The organism is Pedobacter agri, assembly GCF_032678665.1.
Classification (GTDB): domain Bacteria; phylum Bacteroidota; class Bacteroidia; order Sphingobacteriales; family Sphingobacteriaceae; genus Pedobacter; species Pedobacter agri_A.
The window spans coordinates 132,412-156,641 of record NZ_JAVTSH010000012.1; the positions used below are offsets into that span (position 1 = coordinate 132,412).

22 protein-coding genes and 1 riboswitch are annotated in these 24,230 nt (G+C 41.3%); of the genes, 12 read left to right on the forward strand and 10 right to left on the reverse strand.

The window, feature by feature from the left end:
* Position 1 precedes the first annotated feature (1 nt).
* Positions 2-1,048, forward strand: coding sequence for a glycosyltransferase (locus R2Q70_RS21115; protein WP_316809534.1), 1,047 nt, complete (start codon positions 2-4; stop codon positions 1,046-1,048).
* A 40-nt stretch (positions 1,049-1,088) separates the two neighbouring features.
* Here the strand turns inward: R2Q70_RS21115 and R2Q70_RS21120 are convergent, their stop codons facing one another.
* A complete protein-coding gene (locus R2Q70_RS21120) occupies positions 1,089-2,291 on the reverse strand; it encodes a glycosyltransferase family 2 protein (protein WP_316809535.1) in 1,203 nt (400 codons plus the stop codon).
* Between the two features lie 327 nt (positions 2,292-2,618).
* On the opposite strand from R2Q70_RS21120, the gene R2Q70_RS21125 reads away from it, so the two are divergent.
* Complete coding sequence (locus tag R2Q70_RS21125) at positions 2,619-4,142, forward strand: PAS domain-containing sensor histidine kinase (protein WP_316809536.1); 1,524 nt, start codon at positions 2,619-2,621, stop codon at positions 4,140-4,142.
* 112 nt (positions 4,143-4,254) lie between these two features.
* Here R2Q70_RS21125 and R2Q70_RS21130 read toward each other — a convergent pair whose 3' ends face one another.
* The 3 genes from R2Q70_RS21130 to R2Q70_RS21140 form a co-directional block, all read right to left on the reverse strand.
* Positions 4,255-4,836, reverse strand: a complete 582-nt coding sequence (locus R2Q70_RS21130; RefSeq protein ID WP_029204477.1) for a hypothetical protein — start codon at positions 4,834-4,836, stop codon at positions 4,255-4,257.
* 250 nt (positions 4,837-5,086) lie between these two features.
* Positions 5,087-5,536, reverse strand: a complete 450-nt coding sequence (locus tag R2Q70_RS21135; protein ID WP_316809537.1) for a hypothetical protein — start codon at positions 5,534-5,536, stop codon at positions 5,087-5,089.
* Positions 5,529-6,155, reverse strand: coding sequence for an alpha-ketoglutarate-dependent dioxygenase AlkB family protein (locus R2Q70_RS21140; RefSeq protein ID WP_316809538.1), 627 nt, complete (start codon positions 6,153-6,155; stop codon positions 5,529-5,531). Before R2Q70_RS21140 ends, R2Q70_RS21135 begins: the two co-directional genes overlap by 8 nt.
* Positions 6,156-6,242: 87 nt before the next feature.
* Between R2Q70_RS21140 and R2Q70_RS21145 the strand changes: the two genes are divergently transcribed.
* The 3 genes from R2Q70_RS21145 to R2Q70_RS21155 are packed head-to-tail and all read left to right on the forward strand — an operon-like array spanning position 6,243 to position 11,717.
* Entirely contained in the window at positions 6,243-6,980 is a 738-nt protein-coding gene (locus R2Q70_RS21145; RefSeq protein WP_316809539.1) for an Error-prone repair protein ImuA, read from the forward strand.
* A 1-nt stretch (position 6,981) separates the two neighbouring features.
* Positions 6,982-8,481 carry a DNA polymerase Y family protein gene (locus R2Q70_RS21150; RefSeq protein ID WP_316809540.1) on the forward strand — a complete coding sequence of 500 codons (1,500 nt, stop codon included), beginning with the start codon at positions 6,982-6,984 and terminating at the stop codon, positions 8,479-8,481.
* Positions 8,482-8,486: 5 nt separating this feature from the next.
* Entirely contained in the window at positions 8,487-11,717 is a 3,231-nt protein-coding gene (locus tag R2Q70_RS21155; RefSeq protein WP_316809541.1) for an error-prone DNA polymerase, read from the forward strand.
* A 64-nt stretch (positions 11,718-11,781) separates the two neighbouring features.
* Here the strand turns inward: R2Q70_RS21155 and R2Q70_RS21160 are convergent, their stop codons facing one another.
* The gene (locus R2Q70_RS21160; protein ID WP_316809542.1) at positions 11,782-12,063 is read right to left on the reverse strand and encodes a hypothetical protein; all 282 of its coding nucleotides are present in this window, start codon (positions 12,061-12,063) and stop codon (positions 11,782-11,784) included.
* A complete protein-coding gene (locus R2Q70_RS21165; RefSeq protein ID WP_316809543.1) occupies positions 12,056-12,409 on the reverse strand; it encodes a hypothetical protein in 354 nt (117 codons plus the stop codon). Before R2Q70_RS21165 ends, R2Q70_RS21160 begins: the two co-directional genes overlap by 8 nt.
* A 159-nt stretch (positions 12,410-12,568) precedes the next feature.
* On the opposite strand from R2Q70_RS21165, the gene R2Q70_RS21170 reads away from it, so the two are divergent.
* Positions 12,569-13,063, forward strand: a complete 495-nt coding sequence (locus tag R2Q70_RS21170) for an ankyrin repeat domain-containing protein (RefSeq protein WP_316809544.1) — start codon at positions 12,569-12,571, stop codon at positions 13,061-13,063.
* A 48-nt stretch (positions 13,064-13,111) separates the two neighbouring features.
* Here R2Q70_RS21170 and R2Q70_RS21175 read toward each other — a convergent pair whose 3' ends face one another.
* From R2Q70_RS21175 to R2Q70_RS21185, 3 genes are all read right to left on the reverse strand, one after another.
* Positions 13,112-15,304 (reverse strand): catalase, encoded by a 2,193-nt coding sequence (locus tag R2Q70_RS21175; protein WP_316809545.1) that lies wholly within the window; start codon positions 15,302-15,304, stop codon positions 13,112-13,114.
* A 12-nt stretch (positions 15,305-15,316) separates the two neighbouring features.
* The gene (locus R2Q70_RS21180; protein WP_316809546.1) at positions 15,317-15,871 is read right to left on the reverse strand and encodes a ferritin-like domain-containing protein; all 555 of its coding nucleotides are present in this window, start codon (positions 15,869-15,871) and stop codon (positions 15,317-15,319) included.
* 396 nt (positions 15,872-16,267) lie between these two features.
* Positions 16,268-17,116: an NAD(P)-dependent oxidoreductase gene (locus R2Q70_RS21185; RefSeq protein WP_316809547.1), complete on the reverse strand. Its 849-nt coding sequence runs from the start codon at positions 17,114-17,116 to the stop codon at positions 16,268-16,270.
* A gap of 246 nt (positions 17,117-17,362) precedes the next feature.
* Here R2Q70_RS21185 and R2Q70_RS21190 point away from each other — a divergent pair, with 246 nt between their 5' ends.
* From R2Q70_RS21190 to R2Q70_RS21210, 5 genes are all read left to right on the forward strand, one after another.
* The gene (locus R2Q70_RS21190) at positions 17,363-18,358 is read left to right on the forward strand and encodes an SDR family oxidoreductase (RefSeq protein ID WP_316809548.1); all 996 of its coding nucleotides are present in this window, start codon (positions 17,363-17,365) and stop codon (positions 18,356-18,358) included.
* 78 nt (positions 18,359-18,436) lie between these two features.
* Positions 18,437-18,538, forward strand: a riboswitch (TPP riboswitch).
* Positions 18,539-18,622: 84 nt separating this feature from the next.
* Entirely contained in the window at positions 18,623-19,339 is a 717-nt protein-coding gene (locus tag R2Q70_RS21195; protein WP_316809549.1) for a class I SAM-dependent methyltransferase, read from the forward strand.
* Between the two features lie 10 nt (positions 19,340-19,349).
* Positions 19,350-20,393, forward strand: a complete 1,044-nt coding sequence (locus R2Q70_RS21200) for an AIR synthase family protein (protein WP_316809550.1) — start codon at positions 19,350-19,352, stop codon at positions 20,391-20,393.
* Entirely contained in the window at positions 20,390-21,025 is a 636-nt protein-coding gene (locus R2Q70_RS21205; protein WP_316809551.1) for a thiamine phosphate synthase, read from the forward strand. Before R2Q70_RS21200 ends, R2Q70_RS21205 begins: the two co-directional genes overlap by 4 nt.
* Positions 21,026-21,030: 5 nt before the next feature.
* Positions 21,031-21,294 carry a Trm112 family protein gene (locus R2Q70_RS21210; RefSeq protein WP_316809552.1) on the forward strand — a complete coding sequence of 88 codons (264 nt, stop codon included), beginning with the start codon at positions 21,031-21,033 and terminating at the stop codon, positions 21,292-21,294.
* 81 nt (positions 21,295-21,375) lie between these two features.
* Here R2Q70_RS21210 and R2Q70_RS21215 read toward each other — a convergent pair whose 3' ends face one another.
* Positions 21,376-22,398, reverse strand: a complete 1,023-nt coding sequence (locus tag R2Q70_RS21215; protein ID WP_316809553.1) for an LLM class flavin-dependent oxidoreductase — start codon at positions 22,396-22,398, stop codon at positions 21,376-21,378.
* Positions 22,399-22,645: 247 nt separating this feature from the next.
* On the opposite strand from R2Q70_RS21215, the gene treF reads away from it, so the two are divergent.
* Positions 22,646-24,193, forward strand: a complete 1,548-nt coding sequence (gene treF, locus R2Q70_RS21220) for an alpha,alpha-trehalase TreF (protein WP_316809554.1) — start codon at positions 22,646-22,648, stop codon at positions 24,191-24,193.
* Positions 24,194-24,230: the final 37 nt, after the last annotated feature.

Sequence of the window (24,230 nt, forward strand, 5' to 3'; positions counted from 1 at the left end):
TATGCCTTTTACCATCGCTTTTTACGTTCACCACCATGGTTCAGGGCATTTGATGCGCACCATGCAAATTGTTGACGCACTGAAAGGCCATCAGGTAATGTTAATGGGTAGCGGCCTAAAAAAAATAACGCATTTGCCGCCGCATGTTACGCTGGTACATCTTCCACTAGATGTTGCAGAAGAAAATGAAAAAGTAATTGCCGACTCACCGCCGCCAACCGGACTGCATTATGCGCCATTGGGTATTAAGGGAAACAGAGATCGGGTGGCCATCATGACTGAAATATTCCGAAGCCACTATCCTTTAATTTTAGTGGTCGATGTATCTGTTGAAGTTGCTTTACTGGCTCGTATGGCCGGCATTCCAACCATCATCATCAGGCAACACGGACAACGTAATGATTTGGCGCATCAATCGGCTTATGATAGTGCCGAACTTTTAATTGCTCCCTTTGCGAGATCGATGTACATCGGAGAAGAAGATCATTTTTTCAAAAAAACGTTTTTTGCTGGTGGATTTTCAAAGTTCGACCAGACAAAGAACGACCAGGAAATTGATCCAAAAATGATTTGTATCCTCATTGGAAAGGGTGGAACATCTATAAACCTGGAACTAATAGTGCACATCGCTAAGTCCTGCCCTTCCTATCAATTTAACGTGATGGGATTGAATGATGGAGAATCTCAAGCTTTAAACAATTTGCAATTCCATGGAGAGGTAAAAAATCCAGCCCCGCTGATTGGCCAGGCGATATTGGTGATGGGCAATACTGGGCACAATACCGTTATGGAAATGGCCAGTCTTAATAAACGGTTTATCGGCATTCCGGAAGACCGTCCTTTTGATGAGCAGCTGGAAAAAGCAAAATCTATTGAAGGCCGGTCTGGAATTTCAATTATACATCCGCAGCAGCTATACTACACAAATTGGACTGATTTATTTGAAAAAATCAGCAGCGAAAAAGTTGATTGGAAAAATGTCATTCACGCATCAGCGTTAAACAACGTAGCCGATGCCATTATCAATACCGCGAAAAAATTTTTCTAAATACTAAGGTTTAAGTGCCTATCAACCCGGTTTCTACAGCTTAGCCTGCCAATGCTTCTGTACCAATAATTAACTCCTCAGTAAGCTTTTTAATCGTAACCTTACTCCTTTGGTGAAAATGCATTCTCATTGCTGAAATAACCAGGTTTATGGGTTCGTAAATAATAGAGGAATGCCCTTGCTGATGCAACCGTTGTTCTACTTTTTCCCATAGGGATTCGAAATATATACTGGTATTGAAAATATTGACCAGTTCTACCTCATCAATTTCTGCCCAATCAGCAAGTGCGGCTAATGCTGTTAAAGAATAGGTTTCAAAAGTGCCGTTATTCCAAATATTTCTTAACCTGTTTTTAAAATCAAATTTAAAAATCAAGGCATCTAAAGATTCAACCTGTTGCTCTTCGCTTCTTAAACTCATTTCCGACCAATGTTTAAGCTGAACGGAAAAGCCAAATTTCACCCGTCCATCTAACCTCCCGGAAGTATAAATGCGCACTTTTGGCGAATGCCTGAATTTAGCGTCTACGCGATTTAAGGCTTTGCGAAATTCTTCATCTTCCAAATAAGGAATCATGGGCAGGCGGCCTGCTTTTTCATACATTTCGCAGGTTACGGCCAAACTAGGTCCATAACACTGGAAGTGCCGGGGCCATGGGTTTGAATCGCAGGGATCAATAGCCGATTCTAAACGGGTTTTCAAAAAACGGTAAGTTACGTCCCTTAAATGATGGCGCCTGCTAATCTCTGGCGTATCCCGGGGTAAAATCCTACCCCCAATCACATCTGCGCCTGCCGAAATTTCCTTCATAATATGATAAACCCAATCAGGAGCCACTTCACTATCTGCATCTGTAGAAACAATGATTCCACGTTTTCCTGCCATTTTCATCACACGCAGGTGTGCAGCATCCATCAATAACCTTCTGGCTGTACCAATATGAGCCTGCTTTTCCTCCAGTTCGATACATTCTACATGTAAATGAAATTCAGGATATTTTTGCTGATACCTCTTGCAGATTTGGAAGGTATCATCCGTACAATTGTTCGCCAGAACCAACACCTCATATAAATCCATATTGATCGCCATACCCAGCTCGTTTAACTGCAAACGCAATGCATCAAGTGTTTTAACAATGAAACCAGATTCATTTTTCGCAGGAACAATTACAGACAGTTGAAGTGAGGGATGTAACTCTCCTTTGAAAAGAAACTTAGTTTCTATTGGTAAAAGCTGATTCATATATTTTAATTAGTTTAACCTCCTGCTTTATGCAAGAGATTTCAAGAATATTCGGGTAATAAGCCGAAATAGGAATTGTGGTGTGTAATACAACAACTACAAGTTGACAACAGCAATTTTTAATCAATTGTTTAATTTATTAATTCCGATTTCTACGGGAATAAATTCGGTCTGAATTGATGCTATCACTATACTATTCGAGTAAAATATACTGATTTACAGACACCTAGTTAATTCTCTAAGTTAACTTCATTCCTTAAATCAAACAGTATTTATCCTGATGTTCGAATTATTCAAATTTGTTTTATTGATTTATTAGATTTGAGCATGAAAAACTCGGGTAAAGCTACAAGTCATGATCAGGAGTACCTAAAAAACGATTTTTCCTCCAATGAGGGAGATCATCTCTCCTCTCTATCTTTACTTAACGCCCTGCCCCAGCAAGTTTGGACAGCGGGAACCGATGGTAAAATCGATTATGTTAATGATACCATTTGCCGCGATTTTGGTTATCCGCAAGCTTTAATTATCGAAAGCGGTTGGGAAGCCTTTGTTCACCCGGAAGACATTACAGAAAGTATTGAGCAATGGCAGGAAGCACTTAACACCGGAAAAGAATATGTTACCGAATTTCGGTTACGCTTTACCAATGGACAATACTACTGGCACCTGGCAAGAGCCGTTCTGGTTAAACGGGCAGGAAAACCATCCATTTGGGTGGGTACCAATACCAACATTCAAAGCCATAAAGATAACGAGTCGCGTAAGGATGAATTTATTTCTATTGCCAGCCATGAACTGAAAACACCGCTAACCTCTATCCGTGCTTACAACCAGGTAATGTTACGCAAAGTGAGCGATGAAACCACAAAAGACTATTTACTACGAACACAGGGACAACTTGCCAGGCTTGAAAAATTAATTAAGGATTTGCTGGATGTGAGCAAGATTAATGCTGGCAAAATGTCGCTCAACCTAGAAAGTTTTAATTTTTCAGAAATGCTGCGTGATGCCATAGCAGCAGCTCAGTCGCTCTCCACAAAACACAAAATTATTTTAACTGATGAATTGAATCTTCAGTTTACCGGTGATCATTACCGTTTAGAACAGGTTGTTCAAAATTTCTTATCTAATGCGGTAAAGTATTCTCCCGAAGCAGATCGGGTTTTAGTGAGCACCAATATTAAAGATGGCAATGTGATTGTTTCAGTAAAAGATTTCGGCATTGGCATTGAGCGTTCGCATTTAGGCAAGTTGTTCGATCGTTATTATCGGGCCGATAATTCTTCAAGTAGATTTGATGGACTCGGGTTAGGATTATTCATTTCTGCCGAAATTATTAAAAGACATGGCGGAAGTTTTTGGATAGAAAGCGAGCTGGGTAAAGGTGCTACATTTTTCTTCAAACTACCACTGGAGGCAGACCACCCTATCCAGCCAGAAATTAAAACAAAAAGCAACTATAAAGACCGGTACCTGAGTATCTCCTGCCCGCAGGATGATGATATTATGTACGTGGAGTGGACGGGTCATCAGGATATGCGATCGGTAAAACATGGTGGTGCCTTAATGATTGAATACCTTAAAGCAAATCCACGCTCTAAAGTTTTTAACGATAACCGTTTGGTATTGGGCACCTGGTCAGAGGCATCAGACTGGGCAGCTGAAGTATGGTTGCCGTTGATGGAACTGGCCGGGCTGAAATATTTTGCATGGATATTTTCTGCCAGTGCTTTCAGCCAGTTATCTGCCCAAAAAAGTGTAGACAATGAAGAGAAAACATCAGAAATATTATTCTTTCACCAGGCTGATGAAGCATTAACCTGGTTAAAAAACATCCATCAAAAATAGTTTATGATACGTTTATTTCCTTTAAGAAAGATGATTTAGGAATCTGTATATCAGGCTACAAAAAAAGCCGGCATCATGATTATGATTGCCGGCCCATTCAAAAATGTTTAAATTATTTTACATCATTTTTAACCTTGTTAGCGGTACGCTGTCCAGGTAAATAGATCTGAAAACCAAAAGATAAATTTAAGTTACTTTGCGTAGTAGCACTACCAAAACCAACTAATCCATTATATTTCAATAATGTTTCTAAACCAATATTTGGTGTAATAAAATAGGCGAAACCCGGACCAACACTTAAGTTTAAACCGTTTGTATTTCCACCACCTTTACTTACGTTCACGCCTCCAATACCTGCAGTCGCTTCTGCGAAGAAACGTCCGTGGCGGATAACTTCTACATCACTTCCAGCATAATAACGTCCTAATGCACCAACACCATAACTGGTTGTAGTATTCGAATTTTTAGCCGTTTCTAAACCAAAATTTACATAACCACCTAATGCAACATTATCCTGAATAAACCAGGCAGCCTTTGGCGTAATGTCTACACTGAAAATTTTAGGATCATCTAATCCTAAATTGATGTTTGTTAGGTTTCCACCCACCATTACATTACCTTTTTGAATCTGTGCGTTAGCCACACCAGCAAATAATGCGAAAGAAAATAAGCTCGAGATAAAAATCTTTTTCATATAAATGTTTACAATGATCATCATTATTGAATGACCACCCCTTCAACATCATCTGGAAAGAAATGTTTTCAGGTTTTACAAGCGTACTGATTTTGAGGGAGATAGATTTACATTTTATTATGCCTTACTTATGTTTTGAGTCGATTTTAATCAAAATCCTCATTAAATGAACCGCAGAAAATCCTTTAAATAACATCAAAAAACAAACTTTATCGAAATCTTCATCAATAACACTTATCACAATATGGCATCAAATCCTTAATTCAAATTCCTGATTAAACCCTGCATCATACACTTTAAAAGTAATTGGCCATTCTTCCTTAATTAATTGCGGAACAAAATCACTAAATATCCTTTCAAAAATTTCGAATTCAATATCTGTTTTGGTTACAACTAAATAAGTTGATTCTGATTGCACGATCACCTCTGCTACAAAATCTTTCCAGCGGTTTTTAATTAATTTTGGTAAATGAAGAAACTGCTGTGCCATGATGAATTTGCTAATGGATTTTACAAATTTTTCATCCAGTTTCTGATCGGCAAGATTTCGCCAATGCCCATTCGACAAATCAATTTGCCCTAAAATTTCATCATCATTAAGGATTAAAAATGAATGCTGATTTTCTTCCTGCAATAACAGATAGGCACTAAATCCTAATTCTTGGGTAGGATCTTCGTGGAGGTAATGAAGTTTAATCATGAGATAAGGGATTAATTATTCGTCTGAAAGTAAGATTGATACGTGGTTTCATATACTGTTTTGATTTAGCAATGCGATGATCCCATTTTTGCTGCAAATCTCCTTTCATTAAAAGTAGAGATCCATGTTCCAAACGGATGGAATATTTCTCGGCATGATTTGCCTTGAGCCGGATATCGAAACACCGAACCTGTCCAAAAGAAAGAGATGCAATGATAGGATGAGACCCCATCACGGTTTCATTATCACTGTGCCAGGTTACCGAATCCTGTCCGTCACGATAGTAATTGAGCAATACGGAATTAAACTTGATACCTGCTACAGGTTCTACCATTTCTTTAAGTTGGAGCAGTTCAGTAGTCCATTGTAATGGTATTGATTTACCAAGGGCAATGTAGTCTATCTGTTCAGGATCACCATACCAGGCTGATAGCCGTGGCGTGATGACCTCCTTATCATAGTAACGTACTACTTTTTGCTTCCAGGGTGTGGTTTGTATCAGATGCGCCAGCATTTCATCGCTAAAAGCAGGCGTTAAAAACTCGCTTTGATAAGTTAAAATATCTACAGGCAATCCAACAGTTTGCCCTGCCTCAGCAAAAAAACTCAATTGTTCCATACGTTAGCAAAGGTGCAAAACTTTTTATAAATTACTAATATTTTTAGCATTATATTTGCCATTAATATTTAAAATGAGAGGCTAACTATGGAAAAAGTATCGAAACAACACATCATTGCAGATTTGAAAAAACAAATTCTGGGCATGCAGGGTTATGGTACGCTGAGCATTCAGGATGATGTTTTTCCGCAATTAAAACTATTGGCCAAAGCTTTTCCGAACCATCATTTTCCGCTAACAGGCATTCATGAGTTTATTGCGAACGAAATTGAAGATGCCGCCGCAAGTACCGGTTTCATTAACGCAATCCTTTCAGCATTAATGCAAAAGGCTAGCCCTTCCATCTGGATTAGTACCACACGAAACGTTTTTCCTCCAGCCATGCAGCGTTTCGCCTTACAACCCGACCAGATTATTTTTATCGACCTTAAAAGCCACAAAGAAATATTATGGGTTTTAGAAGAGGCTTTAAAATGTGAAAATCTCAGTGCTGTGGTGGCTGAAATACCCGAACTGAGTTTTAGTCAATCCAGGCGATTACAATTGGTTATCGAAAAAAGCAAAGTTCCGGCTTTTATTATTCGACATCAGCCCCAACAACTTAACAATACAACCTGCCTTGCCCGTTGGCAAATTAAACACTTGCCCAGCATATTACCCGATGGGATGCCCGGTGTTGGTCAGCCTTCATGGTCTGTAGAACTGTTAAAAGTAAGGAATGCACAGCCCAGCAGTTTTAAACTCTCCTGGAATGGAACAAGCTTTGAAAACATCGAACAGCAAAATGAAGTATTGCAAACTTTTAGAAAACTAAAAGCCGGTTAATATGGAAAAGCGTTTTGTGAGCATTTGGTTTCCGTTTTTATTAACGGACTGGCTGTGCATCCGCCGGCCAGAACTAAAAGACGTTGCCTGTGTATTTACGGCGGCTGTTAAAGGACGTATCATCATCACGGCCTGCAACGCATTGGCTGCTAAACAAGGCATACAAGTTGGTATGGTATTGGCCGATGCCAGGGCACTGGTACATGAACTGGAGGCTTTTGATGATAGGCCTAATCGAAATGCGAAACTTTTACTGGGATTGGCAGAGTGGTGCATCCGATATACGCCTTTTGTGAGCATTGACCTGCCCCATGGCATTTTACTTGACGCTTCAGGCTGCACTCATTTATGGGATACGGAAGCTCATTATCTTGCTCAAATCAGCAGGCGACTGAAAGAAATGGGTTATAGCAATAAACTAGCCATCGCCGATAGCATTGGAACAAGTTGGGCTGTTGCCCGTTTCAGCACTCAGGAATTTGTTGTAGCGCCTAAAATGCAGTATTACGCTTTACTTTCATTGCCACCGGCCGCTCTTCGGCTGGAGCAAAGTACTTTAGATCGTCTAAATAAACTGGGACTGCAAAAAATTGAACGTTTTATTCAAATGCCACGCAGTGTTTTACGCCGCCGCTTTGGTGAAAACCTGCTGCACCGCATTGGCCAGGCGATGGGTGATGTACCAGAGGTATTTGATCCGATTGTGATTGTACCCGAATATGAAGAACGCCTGCACTGCCTGGAGCCCATCAGAACGGCAACAGCAATTGAAATCGCCATTAAAAAATTACTGGAACAGCTTTGCAGCAGACTAAAAAAAGAAGGTTTAGGCTTGCGTAGCGCTGAACTGAAAGGTTTTCGGATAGATGGAAAAATCATCCGCACCAGCATTGGCACCAATCAAAGTAGTAATGATGTTCAACACCTGTTTAAACTCTTTGCTTTAAATATTGATAAACTTGCGCCGGGTTTAGGCGTAGAACTTTTTGTACTCACGGCAAATAAGGTAGAACCTGTTATTCAGGCCCAGGATAAATTATGGATAACCCAGTCAGATCTTCAAAGCCCTGCCCTTTCTGCCCTGCTCGATCGTGTAGCTGGAAAAGTAGGTGTGGCTGCGATTCGTCGTTTCTTGCCCCAGGCACAATATTGGCCGGAACGGGCGATTAAAAAAACAGCATCACTTAGCGAGAATAGTAACCTGCCCTGGCATAATCCACTGGGTCGCCCCATCCACCTATTGCACCAACCCGAAAACATACAGGTTACTGCTCCTATTCCCGATTATCCGCCATTAATCTTTATTTACAAGGGGAAAAAACACCATATTAAAAAGGCTGATGGACCCGAGCGCCTGGAACGTTCCTGGTGGCTGGAAGATGGCGAACATCGCGATTATTATATCGTTGAAGATGATGATGGATGCCGTTATTGGCTCTTCAGGGCCGGACATTATTCTGCTGAAAATTCACGCTGGTTTATTCATGGTTTTTTTGCCTGATGATGATGGAATACACTGAACTACAGGTAACCAGCAATTTTAGCTTTTTAAGGGGAGCTTCACATCCAGAAGAATTGGTGGAAGAAGCTGCTAAAATGGGCTACACCAAAATTGCCATTACTGATCACAATACACTCGCTGGTATTGTTCGGGCACATGCTGCAGCAAAAAAACTGGGTATAGAAATTATCCCGGCATGCCGGCTAAATTTAGCTGACGGACCAAGCCTGCTGGCTTACCCTACCAATCAGGAAGCTTATGCCCGCTTATCGGCTTTACTTAGTTTGGGTAATTTGCGTACAGAAAAAGGCAGCTGCTTAATTTATCGCAAGGATGTTTACGCACATTCCGCTGGAATTTTATTTATTGCCATCCCGCCTGATACACTTTCTGCAAATTTTGATTTTGAATCAAATTTCCCAAACGACCTTGCGGAGTACAAAAAAAAACTTCAAGATCAGCTTTATCTTTCCATTTCGAGGAATTATCAGGGCGAAGATCAAAAAAGGATGTTCCGGTTAACGCAACTTTCTCAAAATTTAAACATCCCTCTCGTGGCTACGAATGATGTATATTACCACACACCATCACGTCGCGAACTTCAGGATGTATTAACCTGTGTACGTGAAAAATGTACCATCCAAACGGCAGGTTTTCATTTATTTCAAAATGCCGAACGCCACCTTAAAGCCCCCGAAGAAATGCTGAGGCTTTACCGGAAATACCCGCAAGCTTTGCAAAATGCGGTTTACATTGCCAATACCTGTCAATTTAGCTTAAGTAGCCTGAAGTATGTTTATCCGGAAGAAATTACAAGTGGTGAGAAATCTCCATTAGCTGAACTCACCGATTTGACCTGGAAAGGCGCACATGAAATTTTTGGCGATGATTTGCCTGAAAAAATTGTCAGCAACATTAACCATGAACTGAAATTTGTGGAAGAAATGGAATATGCTGCCTATTTTTTAACCGTTTATGATATTGTTCGTTTTGCCCGTGAGCAGAAAATCCTTTGCCAGGGTCGTGGTTCTGCCGCCAATTCTACCATATGTTATTGCCTGGGCATTACTTCCGTTGATCCTACAAAATTCGATTTATTATTTGAACGTTTTATTTCTTCGGCCCGTAATGAACCACCTGATATTGATGTGGATTTTGAGCATGAACGCCGGGAAGAAGTAATCCAATACATCTACCAGAAATATGGCCGTAATCGGGCAGCAATTGTGGCTACTGTAACCCAGCAAAGGCAAAAAGGCGCCATCAGAGATGTAGGCAAAGTGATGGGACTTTCTGTGGATACCATTAACCGGCTTTCGGCTTCCATTTGGGAATTTACTGATGAATGGTTTGAAGGCAATCGCCTTACAGAACAAGGCCTTAACCCAAATGATCCTTTGTTGAGAAAAGTGCTTTCCCTAACCGGCCAAATGATGGGTTTTCCCCGCCAGTTGGGTCAGCACACGGGTGGTTTTGTGATTACGCAAGGTAAACTGACCGATCTTTGCCCTATTCTTAACGCCCGCATGGCAGACCGCACCAATATTGAATGGAACAAAGATGATGTTGATACCCTGGGCTTTTTGAAAATTGACATTCTGGCTTTAGGCATGCTCACCTGCATCCGCAAAGGTTTTGATTTGGCAAAACAGCATTACAATCTCGATCTGACCATGGCAAAGATCAATGAAAATGACGATCCTAAGGTTTACGAAATGATTAGTCATGCCGATACCATTGGTGTTTTTCAAATTGAAAGCCGGGCGCAACAGTCCATGCTTCCGCGATTAAAACCAAAATGTTTTTATGATCTGGTAATTGAGGTAGCCATTGTTCGTCCGGGGCCTATTCAGGGCGATATGGTACATCCTTATTTGCGGAGAAGGAATGACGAAGAGGAAGTAAGTTATCCATCTAAGGAACTGGAGGAGATTCTCAGCAAAACACTTGGCGTTCCACTATTTCAGGAGCAGGCCATGAAAATTGCCATTGTGGCGGCTGGTTTTACCCCTACCGAGGCTGACGAACTTCGCCGGAGTATGGCAACATTTAAACTGAAAGGCATGGTTACCCAGTTTGAAAAAAAATTAATTTCAGGCATGGTAGCCAAAGGCTATAAAGAAGATTTCGCTAAGCGAATATTTAAACAACTGGAAGGTTTTGGAAGTTACGGTTTCCCGGAAAGCCATGCCGCTAGTTTTGCCTTGCTGGTTTATGTTTCCTGCTGGTTAAAATGTTATTATCCAGATGTTTTTGCAGCAGCATTACTCAATAGTATGCCGATGGGATTTTATCAGCCTGCCCAAATTGTAATTGATGCCCGAAAACATGGCGTAGAAGTTCGGCCTATAGATATAAATCATTCATGCTATGACAATACTTTAGAAGAAAAAACAGGAGCCTACCATGCCTTACGATTGGGATTCAGGCAAATTAAAGGAATAAGAATAGAGGAAATGGAAATTTTAATCCGCCACAGGCGAACACCTTACAAAAGTATAAACGAGTTGGTAGATGCAGGCATATCGCTAGCCACGATGGAAAGACTGGCAGATGCCGATGCATTTCGGTCGCTGGGTTTCGATCGCCGCCAGGCACTTTGGGAAGTATCAGCACTTGCAGATAGACCTGTAGCATTATTCGAAGGCCAGGATGCTGAAAGCAAACTCGAAAAACAAACCCAGCTCCCACTCATGACCAAAGCTGAACACGTAATACAGGATTATTCGACAACAGCACTTTCTTTAAAAGCACACCCGGTAAGTTTTGTAAGGGAACAACTGGATTTGTTAAAAGTATGTGCCAACAAAGATTTAGATACGGTTAAAGATGGTCAAAGCATTAAAGTTGCAGGCTTGGTATTGGTCCGTCAACGTCCTGGTACAGCTGGTGGCGTGTGTTTCATTACAATAGAAGATGAATCAGGCTTTTCCAATCTGGTGGTTTTTGAAAGCCTTTTCGAAAAGTACCGGAAAGAAATCCTTCATGCCCGTTTACTTATGGTAGAAGGTAAATTGCAAAGGGAGGGTGAAGTAGTGCACATTATCGTTAAGCGCTGTTTCGACCTGACAAAATTGCTTCGAACATTGAGTAAAACGGATCAAGATGATCTTCCGATATTAACACCCTCCCGTTCTGATGAAAAAACTGCTCCTTATCCAAGCGAAAACAAAAGAACACAGGTGCGCCAAACCAAACAAGACATTGCCATTCCACCTGCCAGGAATTTTAAATAATCCCAAAACTAATGATATCTATGACTCAGCTGCCTTAATAAGAAGCAAACTCAAAAAGATATGTTTAGTGATATTCGAGCATCAGTTTATTATCTAACGCAAAAATGTAAGTGGTTTGGTTGGCAAGGTAATTATGAATGGGGTACTTAGTGCCCATTTCACTTAGTGACATCACCAGGTTTTTTACCACAGCCCGCATCTTGGTTTGCGATTTTTTTCTCTTTGAGATAAGGGCATTAATTTCTACTTCTTCAATAGCGGCATCAATTTCGTGGCCAAGGGTATGAATTTGTTCTAAAAGTGCCAGGTAGCGGTCAAATTGTTCTTGTATCGTATCTTTACTCATTTTCTGTTTTTTCTTCAATCAAAATCGATCCGGCCATGCAGCTGATCAATAATTCATCTCCATCGCGTCTGTCGATTACCCTTACACGTGTATTTATCTTACAAAGTTTTTCTACCAAAAGTTCCTGTATTTCTGCCCATTCCTGCGAAACACTTTCCAGGTGTTGTTCCTTTCTTTCCAGTTCAATATGCGCAATCAGGTGCTCATCAGCCTCTGCGGCAGATATGGAATCGGTTTTTGATAAATCCGGTAATTGTGAGGCATCTACTACCCGCTTGGCCTGTTCTACTTCAATAGAAAGGTCTTCATACTTATCAAACAATTCCTGAATGTTATCATATATCATATCCACATAACCTTTTTATGTACTGATAAGTTTTGTTCATTTACAATTATAAACGCTGTTTTAAGTCTTTAAAACTTATCCAACTGATATCTAACTGAAATGACCGGAAGCAAAAATCTATCCATAAAACATTTGAAGGAACAAAGGGTTTTATAGCATATGGAAAACATCAACCTACTCTTAATTCCGGCAGCCCGCAAAGGCGAAATCGAAGTATTAAATGAATTGATCCGCAGAAAGGCAGACCTGAATTTTACTGACGAAAAAGGATATACCGCTTTGATTATTGCGGGCTATAACAATCAACCTCAAGCGGTAAAACTTTTGATAGATGCCGGTGCGGATATTAATGCTGCAGACCATGGCGGAAATACGGCCTTGATGGGTGCTGCTTTTAAAGGTTATCTTGATATTGCGCAAATATTGATCAATAAAGGTGCAGATTTAAACCTGCAACATGGTAACGGAGGCACCGCGTTGATGTTTGCAGCAATGTTTGGCAGAAACGATGTACTTGCTTTATTGATAAAAGAAGGTGCAGATGTGAATATGGTAGATCATAGAGGGCAATCGGCATTGGATTATGCAGCTTTGCAGGGGAATGAAACCGGACAACAACTGCTCATTGAAGCAAGTCAGAAAATTAGTCTTTAATTTTATAGCATAAAAAAAGGAGGATTTTTATGTCCTCCTTTTTAATCTTTATGCCGGAATCTTTCTCGGATTTTCCCTTTCCCAAAAACGGTGCAGGGCAATCATTTCTATGAAAGTACTGCTCAAATCATCAGCCTGACCTGAAACCAACACGCCTTCTCTTAAAACGGTTTCCTTGGAATATTCTGCCGGAAGTTTTTTATAGAAATACGTCGATTCCAAAACCTGTAATGCTTGTTCATCTGCTGCAATGGCCTTGCAATGTTTAAATGCTTCATTTAAGAAATGAATGGCATTGGCTTCAGCTTCTAAAGTAGCTACTGAATTTGTTCCACCAGGTACATAAACGGCATCGTATAAAACCGAAGCTGCTGTAAGGAAACTTTCATCAGGAACTATTTCCTGATCTTCCTGTGAAATAATTTTACCCAGTTTTGGTGCGATGATGTGCACTACTGCACCTGCTGCTACCAACGCATCTTTAACGGTACTCAATGAAGCCCCATCTACCCCATCAGCAGCGAGAATGGCCACTTTACGGGTTTTAATGGTGTCTTTTATTGTTCCAGCCATACTTAATGCTGCCGAAGTTGCCAGACTGCCTTCCGGATTTAAGGAAGCATAATCTGCAGGATCTCCATCAGCCGGAATGCTGCTATTCAGCGATTCCAAAGCGATATCTGGAATATGTAAACCCAATGCAAATGCCACAGCACCCGCCAGGCCGTTATCAATTTGGGCAAGCACAGCCAGCATTCTTTCACGAATTTCTACAGCCTTTACTTTTCCCAGTTCGAAACTTAAAGCATCGATGATGTGATTCTGTTCAGGATCACTTTGTGAATTGAAAAATAACCTCGCCTGTGAAAAATGATCGAAGAAACTTCTGCTTCTCGCCCTGATTTTTCTGGCATCAATGCGTTCATTATAACTAACGAATCCGCCATCTGAAGCTTTAACCTGTTGCGGATCATTTGCTGCCAGACCATTTGGTCCATAACTCGTTTTTCCTCTGTTGATGGTTTGTCGCATATAACCATCACGCTGGTTATTGTGTACAGGAACCACAGGCCGGTTTATCGGAATTTCATGAAAATTCGGGCCACCTAATCTAATCAGCTGTGTATCGGTATAAGAAAATAAACGCCCCTGCAATAGCGGATCATTTGTAAAATCAATACCCGGAACCACATGCCCAACATGAAAGGCAACCTGCTCTGTTTCGGCAAAGAAATTATCCGGATTTCTATTCAGAGTCATCTTGCCAATGCGTTGCACAGGTACAAGTTCTTCAGGAATTAGTTTTGTAGGATCAAGAATGTCGAATTCAAATTTAAATTCATCTTCTTCTGGAATAATTTGCACACCCAATTCCCACTCAGGAAAAGCACCAGCTTCAATGGCATCCCAAAGATCGCGTCGGTGAAAATCAGGATCTTTTCCTGAAATATTTTGTGCCTCATCCCAGGCAACTGCGTGTACGCCCAATAAAGGTTTCCAGTGGAATTTAACAAAATTGGAAACACCTTGTGCATTAACAAAACGGAAAGTATGTACGCCGAAACCTTCCATCATGCGGTAACTTCTCGGTAATGCCCGATCGCTCATTGCCCACATAATCATGTGTGCTGATTCGGGAAGGTGGGAAATAAAATCCCAAAAAGTATCATGTGCTGAAGCTGCCTGAGGCATCTCATTATCTGGTTCCGGTTTTACCGCATGGATCAGATCCGGAAATTTCACAGCATCCTGAATAAAAAATACAGGAACATTATTGCCTACTAAATCGAAATTCCCTTCCTGGGTATAAAATTTAACTGCAAATCCACGCACATCACGGGCAAGATCTGTCGATCCCCGGGAGCCAGCTACGGTAGAAAAACGTACGAATACAGGTGTTTCCTGGCCGGGATCTGTTAAAAAGGCAGCCCGGGTTAATGCCGATTGGTCTTCATAAACTTTGAAAACCCCATGAGCTGCCGAACCTCGGGCATGAACAATACGTTCCGGAATTCTTTCATGATCGAAATGGGTAATTTTTTCACGCAAAATAAAATCTTCCAGAAGTGTTGCACCCCTTTCTCCTGCTTTAAGTGAATTTTGATCATCGTTAATCTTTACTCCATGACTGGTAGTTAAAGATTCGCCGGTTGAATCAGCGATGAATGACTCCAGTTTTCTGGTTTTATCATTCTCTTGTTGTGAGGGCTCAGGCGATTGCTGAGCATTTTTCTTTACCATAATAAATATTGCTTATGCTTCTTCAGCAGCTTTGTAATTAATATCGTTCTCCGCAATTTCCGTCAACTTTACATCGGCTTGCTTTTCTTCATTTAAAGTTTCTTCAAGCAATGAAGCCACCTCATCAAGCCCGAGCGTAATCGCCAATTGATGCAGACCTCCATAACTGGCAATTTCATAATGCTCTACTTTTTGCGAAGCCAGCACAATGCCTACATCACGTGTAGCCGTTCCAGCCTCTGTTTCTTCGACAATGCCTTCAGCCTCTTTGGTTAAACCTTCCATCGCATCGCATTTTTTGGCAATTGCTTTTTCATCGAGCAATTCGAAAACCTGTTCTAACCTTGCCACATGGGTTTTAGTTTCTTCTAAATGCGAAGTAATGGCCTTTTTAAGGCTTGGGGACGTTGCCGCTGAAATCATTTTGGGAAGCGCTTTAACCAGATGGTTTTCGGCCCAAAACAAATCTGCAATCGAATCTTTAAAAAGCGCTGTCAGTGCCGGAGAATCCTGCACAGTGGTTTTGGAAGCAAATTTTGGATCGCTACCAGTATCTTTTTTAGCCATGATATGTTTAATTAGGTATGTTCACCTAACAACCCTAAATTGGAAACATAAGTTTTGTTTATTATTAACTCACTAGGTTATGGCAGTGAGATTTATATCATATTAATTTGCAAATCAGATATTTGAAATGATAATATAAATAATTAATTTAGTTATAAAACGATCTCATTCGTAAAAAGAACAGATTGCCGCGGTCGTGAAATACTCCCTCGCTATGACGAGTGCCCTAAAACATCATTCCTATTACCATTGACCTTTTTACTTTCGTCATTGCGATCCCGATTTTTCATCGGGAGAAGCAATCTCATTCGTAAATAAGATTGCCGCGGTCGTGAAATACTCCCCCGCAATGACGAGTGCGCTAGAACATCATTCCTATTACCATTGACGTTTTTATCAAAGATTATCCTTGGCAATGACACTCCAGTCATCTGAGCCATGTCCATTTGCTATCCACCGATCCATTTCAGCAACAACTGCAGGCAAAGCATTTAATTTTACTCCTTTTTCCTGAGCAGCGCTGATCATTAAACCTGCATCTTTTCGTGCCATATCCAACTCCCAGGAAGGTTTACCAAAATCGCCCGTAAGAATTTTATTTAGTCGTGCAGGCACACCCGCACCAGGATTCCAGGACGCAAACAAATCCACAATATCTGAACTCGGAACACCCAAGGATTTCGCCAAAGCCAGCGTATCTGACAGCCCAGCCGTAAGTGATATAAGAAAATGATTACCAGATAATTTAATAGCTGCAGCTCTACCTTCTTCTGAGCCGAAATTTAAAAGTTTACCTGTCATTTTTGAAAGCTCAGCCGTTACTGTTTTGACCACTTCTTGATCGCCGGAAACCAGCATATTACCAGTACTTTCTAAAGCGTTTGGCGGTCCCATAAATACTGGTGCATGCAAATAGGTAATTCCCTTATTTTTCCAATAGGCTGTTCGTTCTATCGCACCGTTAACTGAGGTAGTTGTATGATCGATAATGATTACACCAGTTTTAAAACCTGGACTAGCCATTTCCAGAACCTGATTAACGGTATCATCATCTTTGAGGGTAAGGTGAATATAATCAACACCCTTAACAGCATCAACAATATCATCAAAAGCTGTTGCACCATCTGTTTCGAGTGCTTTAGCCTTAGTAGCTGTTCTATTCCATACCTGAACCTGATCTCCTTTGCGGAGCATCGCTTTAACAAAATTTGAACCTAAGAGGCCCATGCCTAAAAATGCTTTCATTGATGATTTTATTTATGGCTAAAGATAATGAGTTATGCACTTCTATTGGCAGCAAAAAGAAAAAACGGCGCTTAAGGATATGGAACCATTGTCAAATTATTCTTTAAAGTGCTAGTAAACTCAAAACCAATATGAATTGCGGCATGTTGAAATTAGAAAACAATGTCGAAAATGTAAATCTCTATTATACAAAAATCACTCATTTACAGAAATATATCAAACATTACCTAATGTAAAATATAACTTATGAAAGAAGAATTAATGACTAGAAGACAAGCCGTAGCCGGTCTTGGCGTAGGTATTGCAGGCCTGGCCGTATCACCTGCTTTTGCAACAGATGGTGTGGCATTTTCTGCTCCGGCAGGCTTGCAAGATCCAACTACAAAATATCCACGCCCTCCTTTCAAACCGCAACAGCAACCATTTCCAGGTCTGGCCAGCAAAATGAATCCCCGCCCAGATCATGGTGAAGAGAGTTACAAAGGCTCAGGCAGATTGACAGGAAGAAAAGCCCTGATTACCGGCGGCGATTCAGGCATGGGTCGTGCTGCAGCCATTGCATTTGCCCGGGAAGGAGCAGATGTGGTCATCAATTATTTGCCAGCTGAAGAGGAAGACGCCAAAGAGGTGATTGATTTAATTACCAAAGCCGGAAGAAAAGGATACGCAATTCCCGGAGATTTGCGTGAGGAATCGTTTTGCAAACGACTGGTAGAAGATAGCGTGAAACGCATGGGCGGTTTGGATATCGTGGTGAGCAACGCCGCCCGTCAGCAAACCAAACCCTCGATATTAGACATCAGCACCGAAGATTTCGATGCGACAATAAAAACAAATATTTATGGTCCGTTTTGGTTATTGAAAGCATCGATCCCCCACCTCAAACCTGGGTCAAGCATTATTGTCACCACTTCCGAGCAGGCCAATGATCCCTCACCGGAACTGTTCGACTATGCCCAAACGAAGGCAGCCAATACCAGTACCGTACGCTCACTGGCAAAATTCCTTGCACCTAAAGGCGTTCGGGTAAATGGTGTAGCCCCAGGTCCTATCTGGACACCGTTACAGGTTGGCGGTGGAGCTACCAATGAAAAGTTGACCAGCTTTGGAAAAGCAACTCCGATGGGCAGACCAGGACAACCAGCAGAATTGGCTTCTATTTATGTTCAGTTGGCTGATAATGGCGCAAGTTATTCAACCGGACAGATTTATGGTGCAATGGGTGGCGGTGGCCAACCCTAAATACCTTTGAACTCTCAACTTTTGACTTTCAACTTTCAACTTTTAATTAGTCTTTTACACTAAAATCTATATATTTGACACTGTTGCACGGGGTGCTTTTAACTTTGGTTAAAGGCTGAGATGAATACCCGCGAACCTGACACGGATAATACCGGCGTAGGGATGCACTGGCTCAAATGATTGCGGCTGCTCGGCTGTCTGAATTTAAGCCCTGTTCACTATCCGAAAATCCGGTTAGTTGACAGGCCTTAAATTTTTAGACATATGCAATTAGAACAAAAAAGCTTTAATGTTCTTTCAGAAAGCCTTACCAATTGGCAGGGAAGAAAAGAATGGTTTTTTAACCGTGAACATACCGATACCTATGAACAATGGTACGAAGGGCGTTACAAACGTGCTGAGGTATGGCAGAAAAAAGTAATGGCTCAACTGCTTGGCAGTAACCCAGAAATTAGAGAACTACTCGAATTTGGTTGCGGTACCACACGTTTTACCCGATGGTGGAAAGAAATTGGAATCGAAGCTACAGGTGCCGATCTTTCTCCGTTTATGCTGGGCCAGGCAGTACACCTTTTTGAGGGCGACCTTGTCAATGCCGATTCCCACTTTATGCCGTTTAAAGATCACAGCTTCGATGCTGTCGCCTTCATTACCACATTTGAATATTATCGAGATCCCGTTCAGGTAATTAAAGAAGCTGCCCGTGTAGGAAAAAAAGGTATTGCCTTCGGCATGATGAACCGGAATTCACCGAAATTTTTTCGAAGGAGAATTCAGCAGGCATTTGGTAAGAATCCCTTTTATGTAACTGCAAATTTTTATACGCCAAGAAGCCTGACGGATAAGATTCATGAAGCCTTAAAAGGTCGTGAATATACTATTGAATGGACTTGTACGGGGCTTCCGAAATGGTTTCCGCTTCAACAATGGAGTTTGCCTTATGGTGATTTTTTTGGGCTTTATGTTCACCTCAACGATTAAAGCAAAAAAGATGGATTTAGGAAAAATCAATAATGATGACTTTGAAGGGATTATACTTCAGCGTTGTGGAAAAAAGCGTAGTGAAGTGCATTGTGGACCGGCATTTGGTGTAGATGTTTCAGTGATCAACCTGCCGGGAGGGCTTGCTTTGGCCATGACCAGTGACCCTTTATCTTTAATTCCTTCACTTGGTTTGCAGGAATCGGTGTGGCTTTCCGTTCATTTGATGGCCAACGATATGGGCACTACCGGCTTTGCACCCATGTATGCGCAAATGGTGCTCAACCTACCAGATTATTTAACCAGGCAGGATTTTGATACGTATTGGGGATTTGTTCATCAATACTGTGCTGATGTTGGCGTAGCCATTACTGGTGGCCACACCGGAAAGGTGACGGGTCAAAATTCTACTATCGCCGGTGGCGGAACCATGTTACTTACGGCGCCAGCCCAAAACATCCTGCTCAGTAAATATGCACAACCAGAAGACCTTATCATAGTGACCAAACAATGCGCCATATCCTCATCAGCAATTTTAGCGATGAGTTTCCCTGAAGCAGTAATCAATAAATTGGGAAAAGAAATCTACGAAGATGCTTGCCGTCTATTTTACAAAACATCAAGTTTAACAGAAGCGCTTTTAGCAACTGAAGATGAGGAAACTATGGTAAGCGCCATGCATGACGTAACAGAAGGCGGTGTTTTGGGTGCAGTATATGAAATGGCTGTTGCATCTGGAAATGGTGTCATCATTGAAAATACGGCCATTCCTTTTGGCGATACTGTTCGTCAGGTCTGTAATCTGTTCGAACTCGACCCACGATTTTGTGTGGGTGCAGGTAGCACCATCATGGCCGTTGATAAACTGAAAGCAAAACCATTAATCGAAAAGCTTCAGAAACACAACATCCAGGCTACAATTATTGGAAAATTTACCAGTAAGGAAAAAGGATATAAGCTGCTTGATCAAGACCAGATTTTGAATCTTCCCTATTTTGCTACCGATCCGTATTGGGGAGCTTTTTTTACCGCATTAAATAAAGGATGGAAATGAGCGAAAAAATTATTGGTGGGATTTATCTGGTGATTGATCCCGCTATGGAACAAAACCTATTGTTTAAAAACCTTAAGGCCGCACTTGAAGGTGGGATTGATGTTTTACAAATCTGGAACCACTGGCCCGAAGGAATGAACAAGTTGAGCTTTATTCGGGAAATCAGCGATTTAGTCAAACCATATCAGGTGCCGCTCCTAATTAATCAGGAATGGACTTTATTAACAGAAACCTCAGAACTAGATGGTGTACATTTTGATACGTTTCCGGATGATTTTTTGGCAATCAAACAAAGCATTGGCAGGGCATCTATCATTGGTGTAACCTGTTCAGGAAACCTGGAAACCGTTCTGCAGGCACACGAAAACCAACTTAATTATATTTCCTTCTGCTCCATGTTTCCCTCCAGCTCTGCTGGCAGCTGCACTATTGTTTTACCTGAAACGATAGAACAAGCTCGTAAACTGACCGATATCCCTCTTTTTATTTCCGGTGGAATTACCCCGGAAAACACGGCAACGTTGAAACAAAAAATAGATTTCGATGGCGTTGCCGTAATATCAGGCATACTGAATGCAGGTAACCCCAAGCAACAAACCACAGCTTATAAACAGGCATTAATCAAAAAATAATCATCATGAGAATAAAAACCATAGAAAAATTATGCTGTCCTTTTGATAAAAAAGATCTTAAGCTGGATATTTTTACGAAAGACATAAACCTGAACATACTGGAAGGAATACTAACCTGTGCACACTGCAAACGAAAATATCCGATTGTACATGGCGTACCGATTATGTCACCAGATGAATACCGCCAGATGGATCTTGAACAGCCTATCCTGGAAAAGTGGAAACTTGAACATGGGCTTAGCGACATGCAGCTGATTCCAGAAAGCTGAACATAAAAAAATCACCTAAGCATTTGGCCTAGGTGATTTTTCAGTTTAGCTAAATGATTCAGCTTAGCATATTGATAGCATTTACCGCCAACCTAACCCAGGGGCAACGTGTTCCAAAATAGCAGCAATCACATGAACATTATAATCAACACCTAAGGTATTTGGAATAGTCAACAATAAGGTATCTGCTTCTTTAATTGCCTCGTCTTCGGCCAGCTCCTTAATCAGTTGATCGGGTGCTGCTGCGTAACTCTTCCCGAAAACGGCACGTTGATCTGCCTCAATGTAGCCAAAGCTATCAGCACCTCTCGCCTGCTGCCCAAAATAATAGCGGTCCTGATCGTTAACAAGTGCAAAAATCGAGCGGCTTACAGAAACCCTTGGTTCACGTTTATGCCCTGCAGTTTTCCATGCTTCTTTGTACAACCTGATTTGTTCCGCCTGTTGAATATGGAAAGGTTTTCCGTTTTCATCAAATTTCAAGGTAGAACTTTGCAGGTTCATTCCCTTTTCTGCAGCCCAGATGGCCGTTGCATTAGATGCTGCACCCCACCAAATTCGTTCCCTCAGCCCTTCAGAATAAGGCTCCAACCGCAGTAAACCTGGCGGATTTGGAAACATGGGATTTGGATTCGGCCGGGCAAAGCCGACACCATCCAGTTTATCTAAAAATGTCAATGCTTTTTCACGCCCCATGTCGGCGTCTGTTTGGCCGGCTTCAGGTTGGTAACCGAAATATTTATAACCTTCAATTACCTGCTCGGGCGAACCTCTGCTAATGCCTAACTGCAATCGTCCACCCGAAATCAAATCAGCTGCACCTGCATCTTCCACCATATACAATGGGTTTTCGTAACGCATATCAATCACCCCTGTACCAATTTCAATTCTATTTGTTTTAGCTCCAATTGCTGCAAGAAGCGGAAACGGTGAAGCCAGCTGACGGGCAAAATGGTGAACCCGAAAATAGGCCCCATCTAAACCAAGTTCTTCAGCGGCAACGGCCAGGTCAATAGATTGGAGTAAAGTATCGCCTGCATTACGGGTTTGGTAAGAAGGATGATCAGACCAATGCCCAAATGATAAAAATCCGATATTCTTCATATAATGATGATTTTTCACGCTAAGATAAGTTAGTAAGGCGATGCAGAGGTCACGGCTTAGTCATAACGGAAGCCAGGCAAATTCCTGATGCAGATATAAATGTCTTAACATCTCAGGTTGTAAACTAACAAACGACCTCATTTATGGTTTTAAACTAAAATAGTTAGATTTAAATGTATAATCACCTCTTATGAATCAGCACAAACATTATTCGAATCAAAAGCTCATCTCCAGTAAGCGGGCTGTTATGATGATATTAACCTTTCTATTGATGTTATCAGGGCAGCTTTTTGCACAGAAAAAATTAAGCCCCAGACAAACCTATCCCGATTTATTTGAAAAAGTACAATTAGCAAGAATTTATCCTGATGGTAAATCCTTTGTCGATGCCATTCCTAATAAAAGTCCCTCGGAAATTATGAACGCTTATCGGGCACAAAAGAACCTTTCGACTTTTAACCTAAAGAATTTCGTAACAGCGAACTTCTCCATGCCGGAAAACCATAATGCGGTTTATCAATCGGATATCAATGCCGGAATTGAAAAACACCTGGATACGTTATGGACTGTGCTGAAAAGAAATCCGGATACCGTTTCGAAGTTTGAAACATCGTTATTGCCATTACCTCACCCCTACATTGTTCCTGGTGGTCGTTTTAGGGAAATATACTATTGGGATTCCTATTTTACGATGCTCGGCCTGCAAAAGGCTGGAAAAACCAAAATCATGAAAGACATGATTGACAACTTCGCGTATTTAATTAATCAATATGGTTTTATCCCAAATGGGAACAGAACCTATTATTTAACCCGCTCGCAACCACCATTTTTTGCTGCAATGGTGCAGCTGCTTACTCAGGATAACACAGCGGCTAAACTGGCTGATTATAAAGATGTGTTAGAAAAAGAATATAATTTCTGGATGAAAGGTGCCGCACAGCTTAAAAATGGCACTGCAATTAACCATAGCGTAAAACTAATGGACGGAACAGTACTGAACCGCTATTACGATGCCGGTGATGAGCCGAGGGAAGAATCGTATCGTGAAGATTTCGAAGCTGCCAAATTAACCAAACAACAACCTGCTGCTTTTCTTCGTCATGTGCGGTCGGCAGCAGAATCCGGATGGGATTTTAGCAGCAGATGGTTTGCAGATGGAAAGAATTTTAGCCAGATCATTACTACAGATTTGCTACCTGTAGACTTGAATACGTTGATGTACAATCTCGAAATTGCCATTGCCGATGCCAATCAACAAGCCGGAGATAAAGCGAAAGCCATTTTATTTTACGCCAAAGCCAATCAACGCAAAGCGGCAATCTTAAAATACTTCTGGAATACTGGCTTGAACTTTTTTACCGATTACAACTGGAAAACCAGGTCATTATCAACGCAATATACCCTGGCTGCTTCCTTCCCACTCTACTTTAAACTGGCAACTCCAGGTCAGGCAAAATCAGTCGCTGAAAAAATTGAGAAGGATTTTTTAAAACCTGGCGGATTAATAACCACATTAACCACATCAAAAGAACAATGGGATGCACCGAATGCCTGGGCACCATTGCAATACATCAGCATAAAAGCTTTGCATCAATATGGTTTCGATAAACTTGCGAATGAGATCACAAACAGATGGATTAATCAGAATATCGCTGTGTTTAAAGAAACCGGCAAGCTAATGGAAAAATATAATGTGGTGGAAACAAACAGCAAAGGTGGCGGTGGCGAATATCCTTTGCAGGATGGTTTCGGTTGGACGAATGGCGTGCTGCTAAAACTTTTGAAAGATAAGTGATGATTTCACAGTAACGCTTAAAAAGACGGATTGCGAA

Excerpts from the sequence above, each read along its gene's own strand:
- R2Q70_RS21130 (WP_029204477.1), bottom strand. The coding sequence starts at position 4,836 with ATGAAAAAGATTTTTATCTCGAGCTTATTTTCTTTCGCATTATTTGCT.
- R2Q70_RS21135 (WP_316809537.1), bottom strand. The coding sequence starts at position 5,536 with ATGATTAAACTTCATTACCTCCACGAAGATCCTACCCAAGAATTAGGA.
- R2Q70_RS21170 (WP_316809544.1), top strand. The coding sequence starts at position 12,569 with ATGGAAAACATCAACCTACTCTTAATTCCGGCAGCCCGCAAAGGCGAA.
- R2Q70_RS21215 (WP_316809553.1), bottom strand. The coding sequence starts at position 22,398 with ATGAAGAATATCGGATTTTTATCATTTGGGCATTGGTCTGATCATCCT.
- R2Q70_RS21210 (WP_316809552.1), top strand. The coding sequence starts at position 21,031 with ATGAGAATAAAAACCATAGAAAAATTATGCTGTCCTTTTGATAAAAAA.
- R2Q70_RS21175 (WP_316809545.1), bottom strand. The coding sequence starts at position 15,304 with ATGGTAAAGAAAAATGCTCAGCAATCGCCTGAGCCCTCACAACAAGAG.
- R2Q70_RS21145 (WP_316809539.1), top strand. The coding sequence starts at position 6,243 with ATGGAAAAAGTATCGAAACAACACATCATTGCAGATTTGAAAAAACAA.
- treF (WP_316809554.1), top strand. The coding sequence starts at position 22,646 with ATGATGATATTAACCTTTCTATTGATGTTATCAGGGCAGCTTTTTGCA.
- R2Q70_RS21140 (WP_316809538.1), bottom strand. The coding sequence starts at position 6,155 with ATGGAACAATTGAGTTTTTTTGCTGAGGCAGGGCAAACTGTTGGATTG.
- R2Q70_RS21160 (WP_316809542.1), bottom strand. The coding sequence starts at position 12,063 with ATGAGTAAAGATACGATACAAGAACAATTTGACCGCTACCTGGCACTT.
- R2Q70_RS21150 (WP_316809540.1), top strand. The coding sequence starts at position 6,982 with ATGGAAAAGCGTTTTGTGAGCATTTGGTTTCCGTTTTTATTAACGGAC.
- R2Q70_RS21190 (WP_316809548.1), top strand. The coding sequence starts at position 17,363 with ATGAAAGAAGAATTAATGACTAGAAGACAAGCCGTAGCCGGTCTTGGC.
- R2Q70_RS21200 (WP_316809550.1), top strand. The coding sequence starts at position 19,350 with ATGGATTTAGGAAAAATCAATAATGATGACTTTGAAGGGATTATACTT.
- R2Q70_RS21180 (WP_316809546.1), bottom strand. The coding sequence starts at position 15,871 with ATGGCTAAAAAAGATACTGGTAGCGATCCAAAATTTGCTTCCAAAACC.
- R2Q70_RS21185 (WP_316809547.1), bottom strand. The coding sequence starts at position 17,116 with ATGAAAGCATTTTTAGGCATGGGCCTCTTAGGTTCAAATTTTGTTAAA.
- R2Q70_RS21125 (WP_316809536.1), top strand. The coding sequence starts at position 2,619 with ATGAAAAACTCGGGTAAAGCTACAAGTCATGATCAGGAGTACCTAAAA.
- R2Q70_RS21155 (WP_316809541.1), top strand. The coding sequence starts at position 8,487 with ATGGAATACACTGAACTACAGGTAACCAGCAATTTTAGCTTTTTAAGG.
- R2Q70_RS21115 (WP_316809534.1), top strand. The coding sequence starts at position 2 with ATGCCTTTTACCATCGCTTTTTACGTTCACCACCATGGTTCAGGGCAT.
- R2Q70_RS21165 (WP_316809543.1), bottom strand. The coding sequence starts at position 12,409 with ATGATATATGATAACATTCAGGAATTGTTTGATAAGTATGAAGACCTT.
- R2Q70_RS21120 (WP_316809535.1), bottom strand. The coding sequence starts at position 2,291 with ATGAATCAGCTTTTACCAATAGAAACTAAGTTTCTTTTCAAAGGAGAG.
- R2Q70_RS21205 (WP_316809551.1), top strand. The coding sequence starts at position 20,390 with ATGAGCGAAAAAATTATTGGTGGGATTTATCTGGTGATTGATCCCGCT.
- R2Q70_RS21195 (WP_316809549.1), top strand. The coding sequence starts at position 18,623 with ATGCAATTAGAACAAAAAAGCTTTAATGTTCTTTCAGAAAGCCTTACC.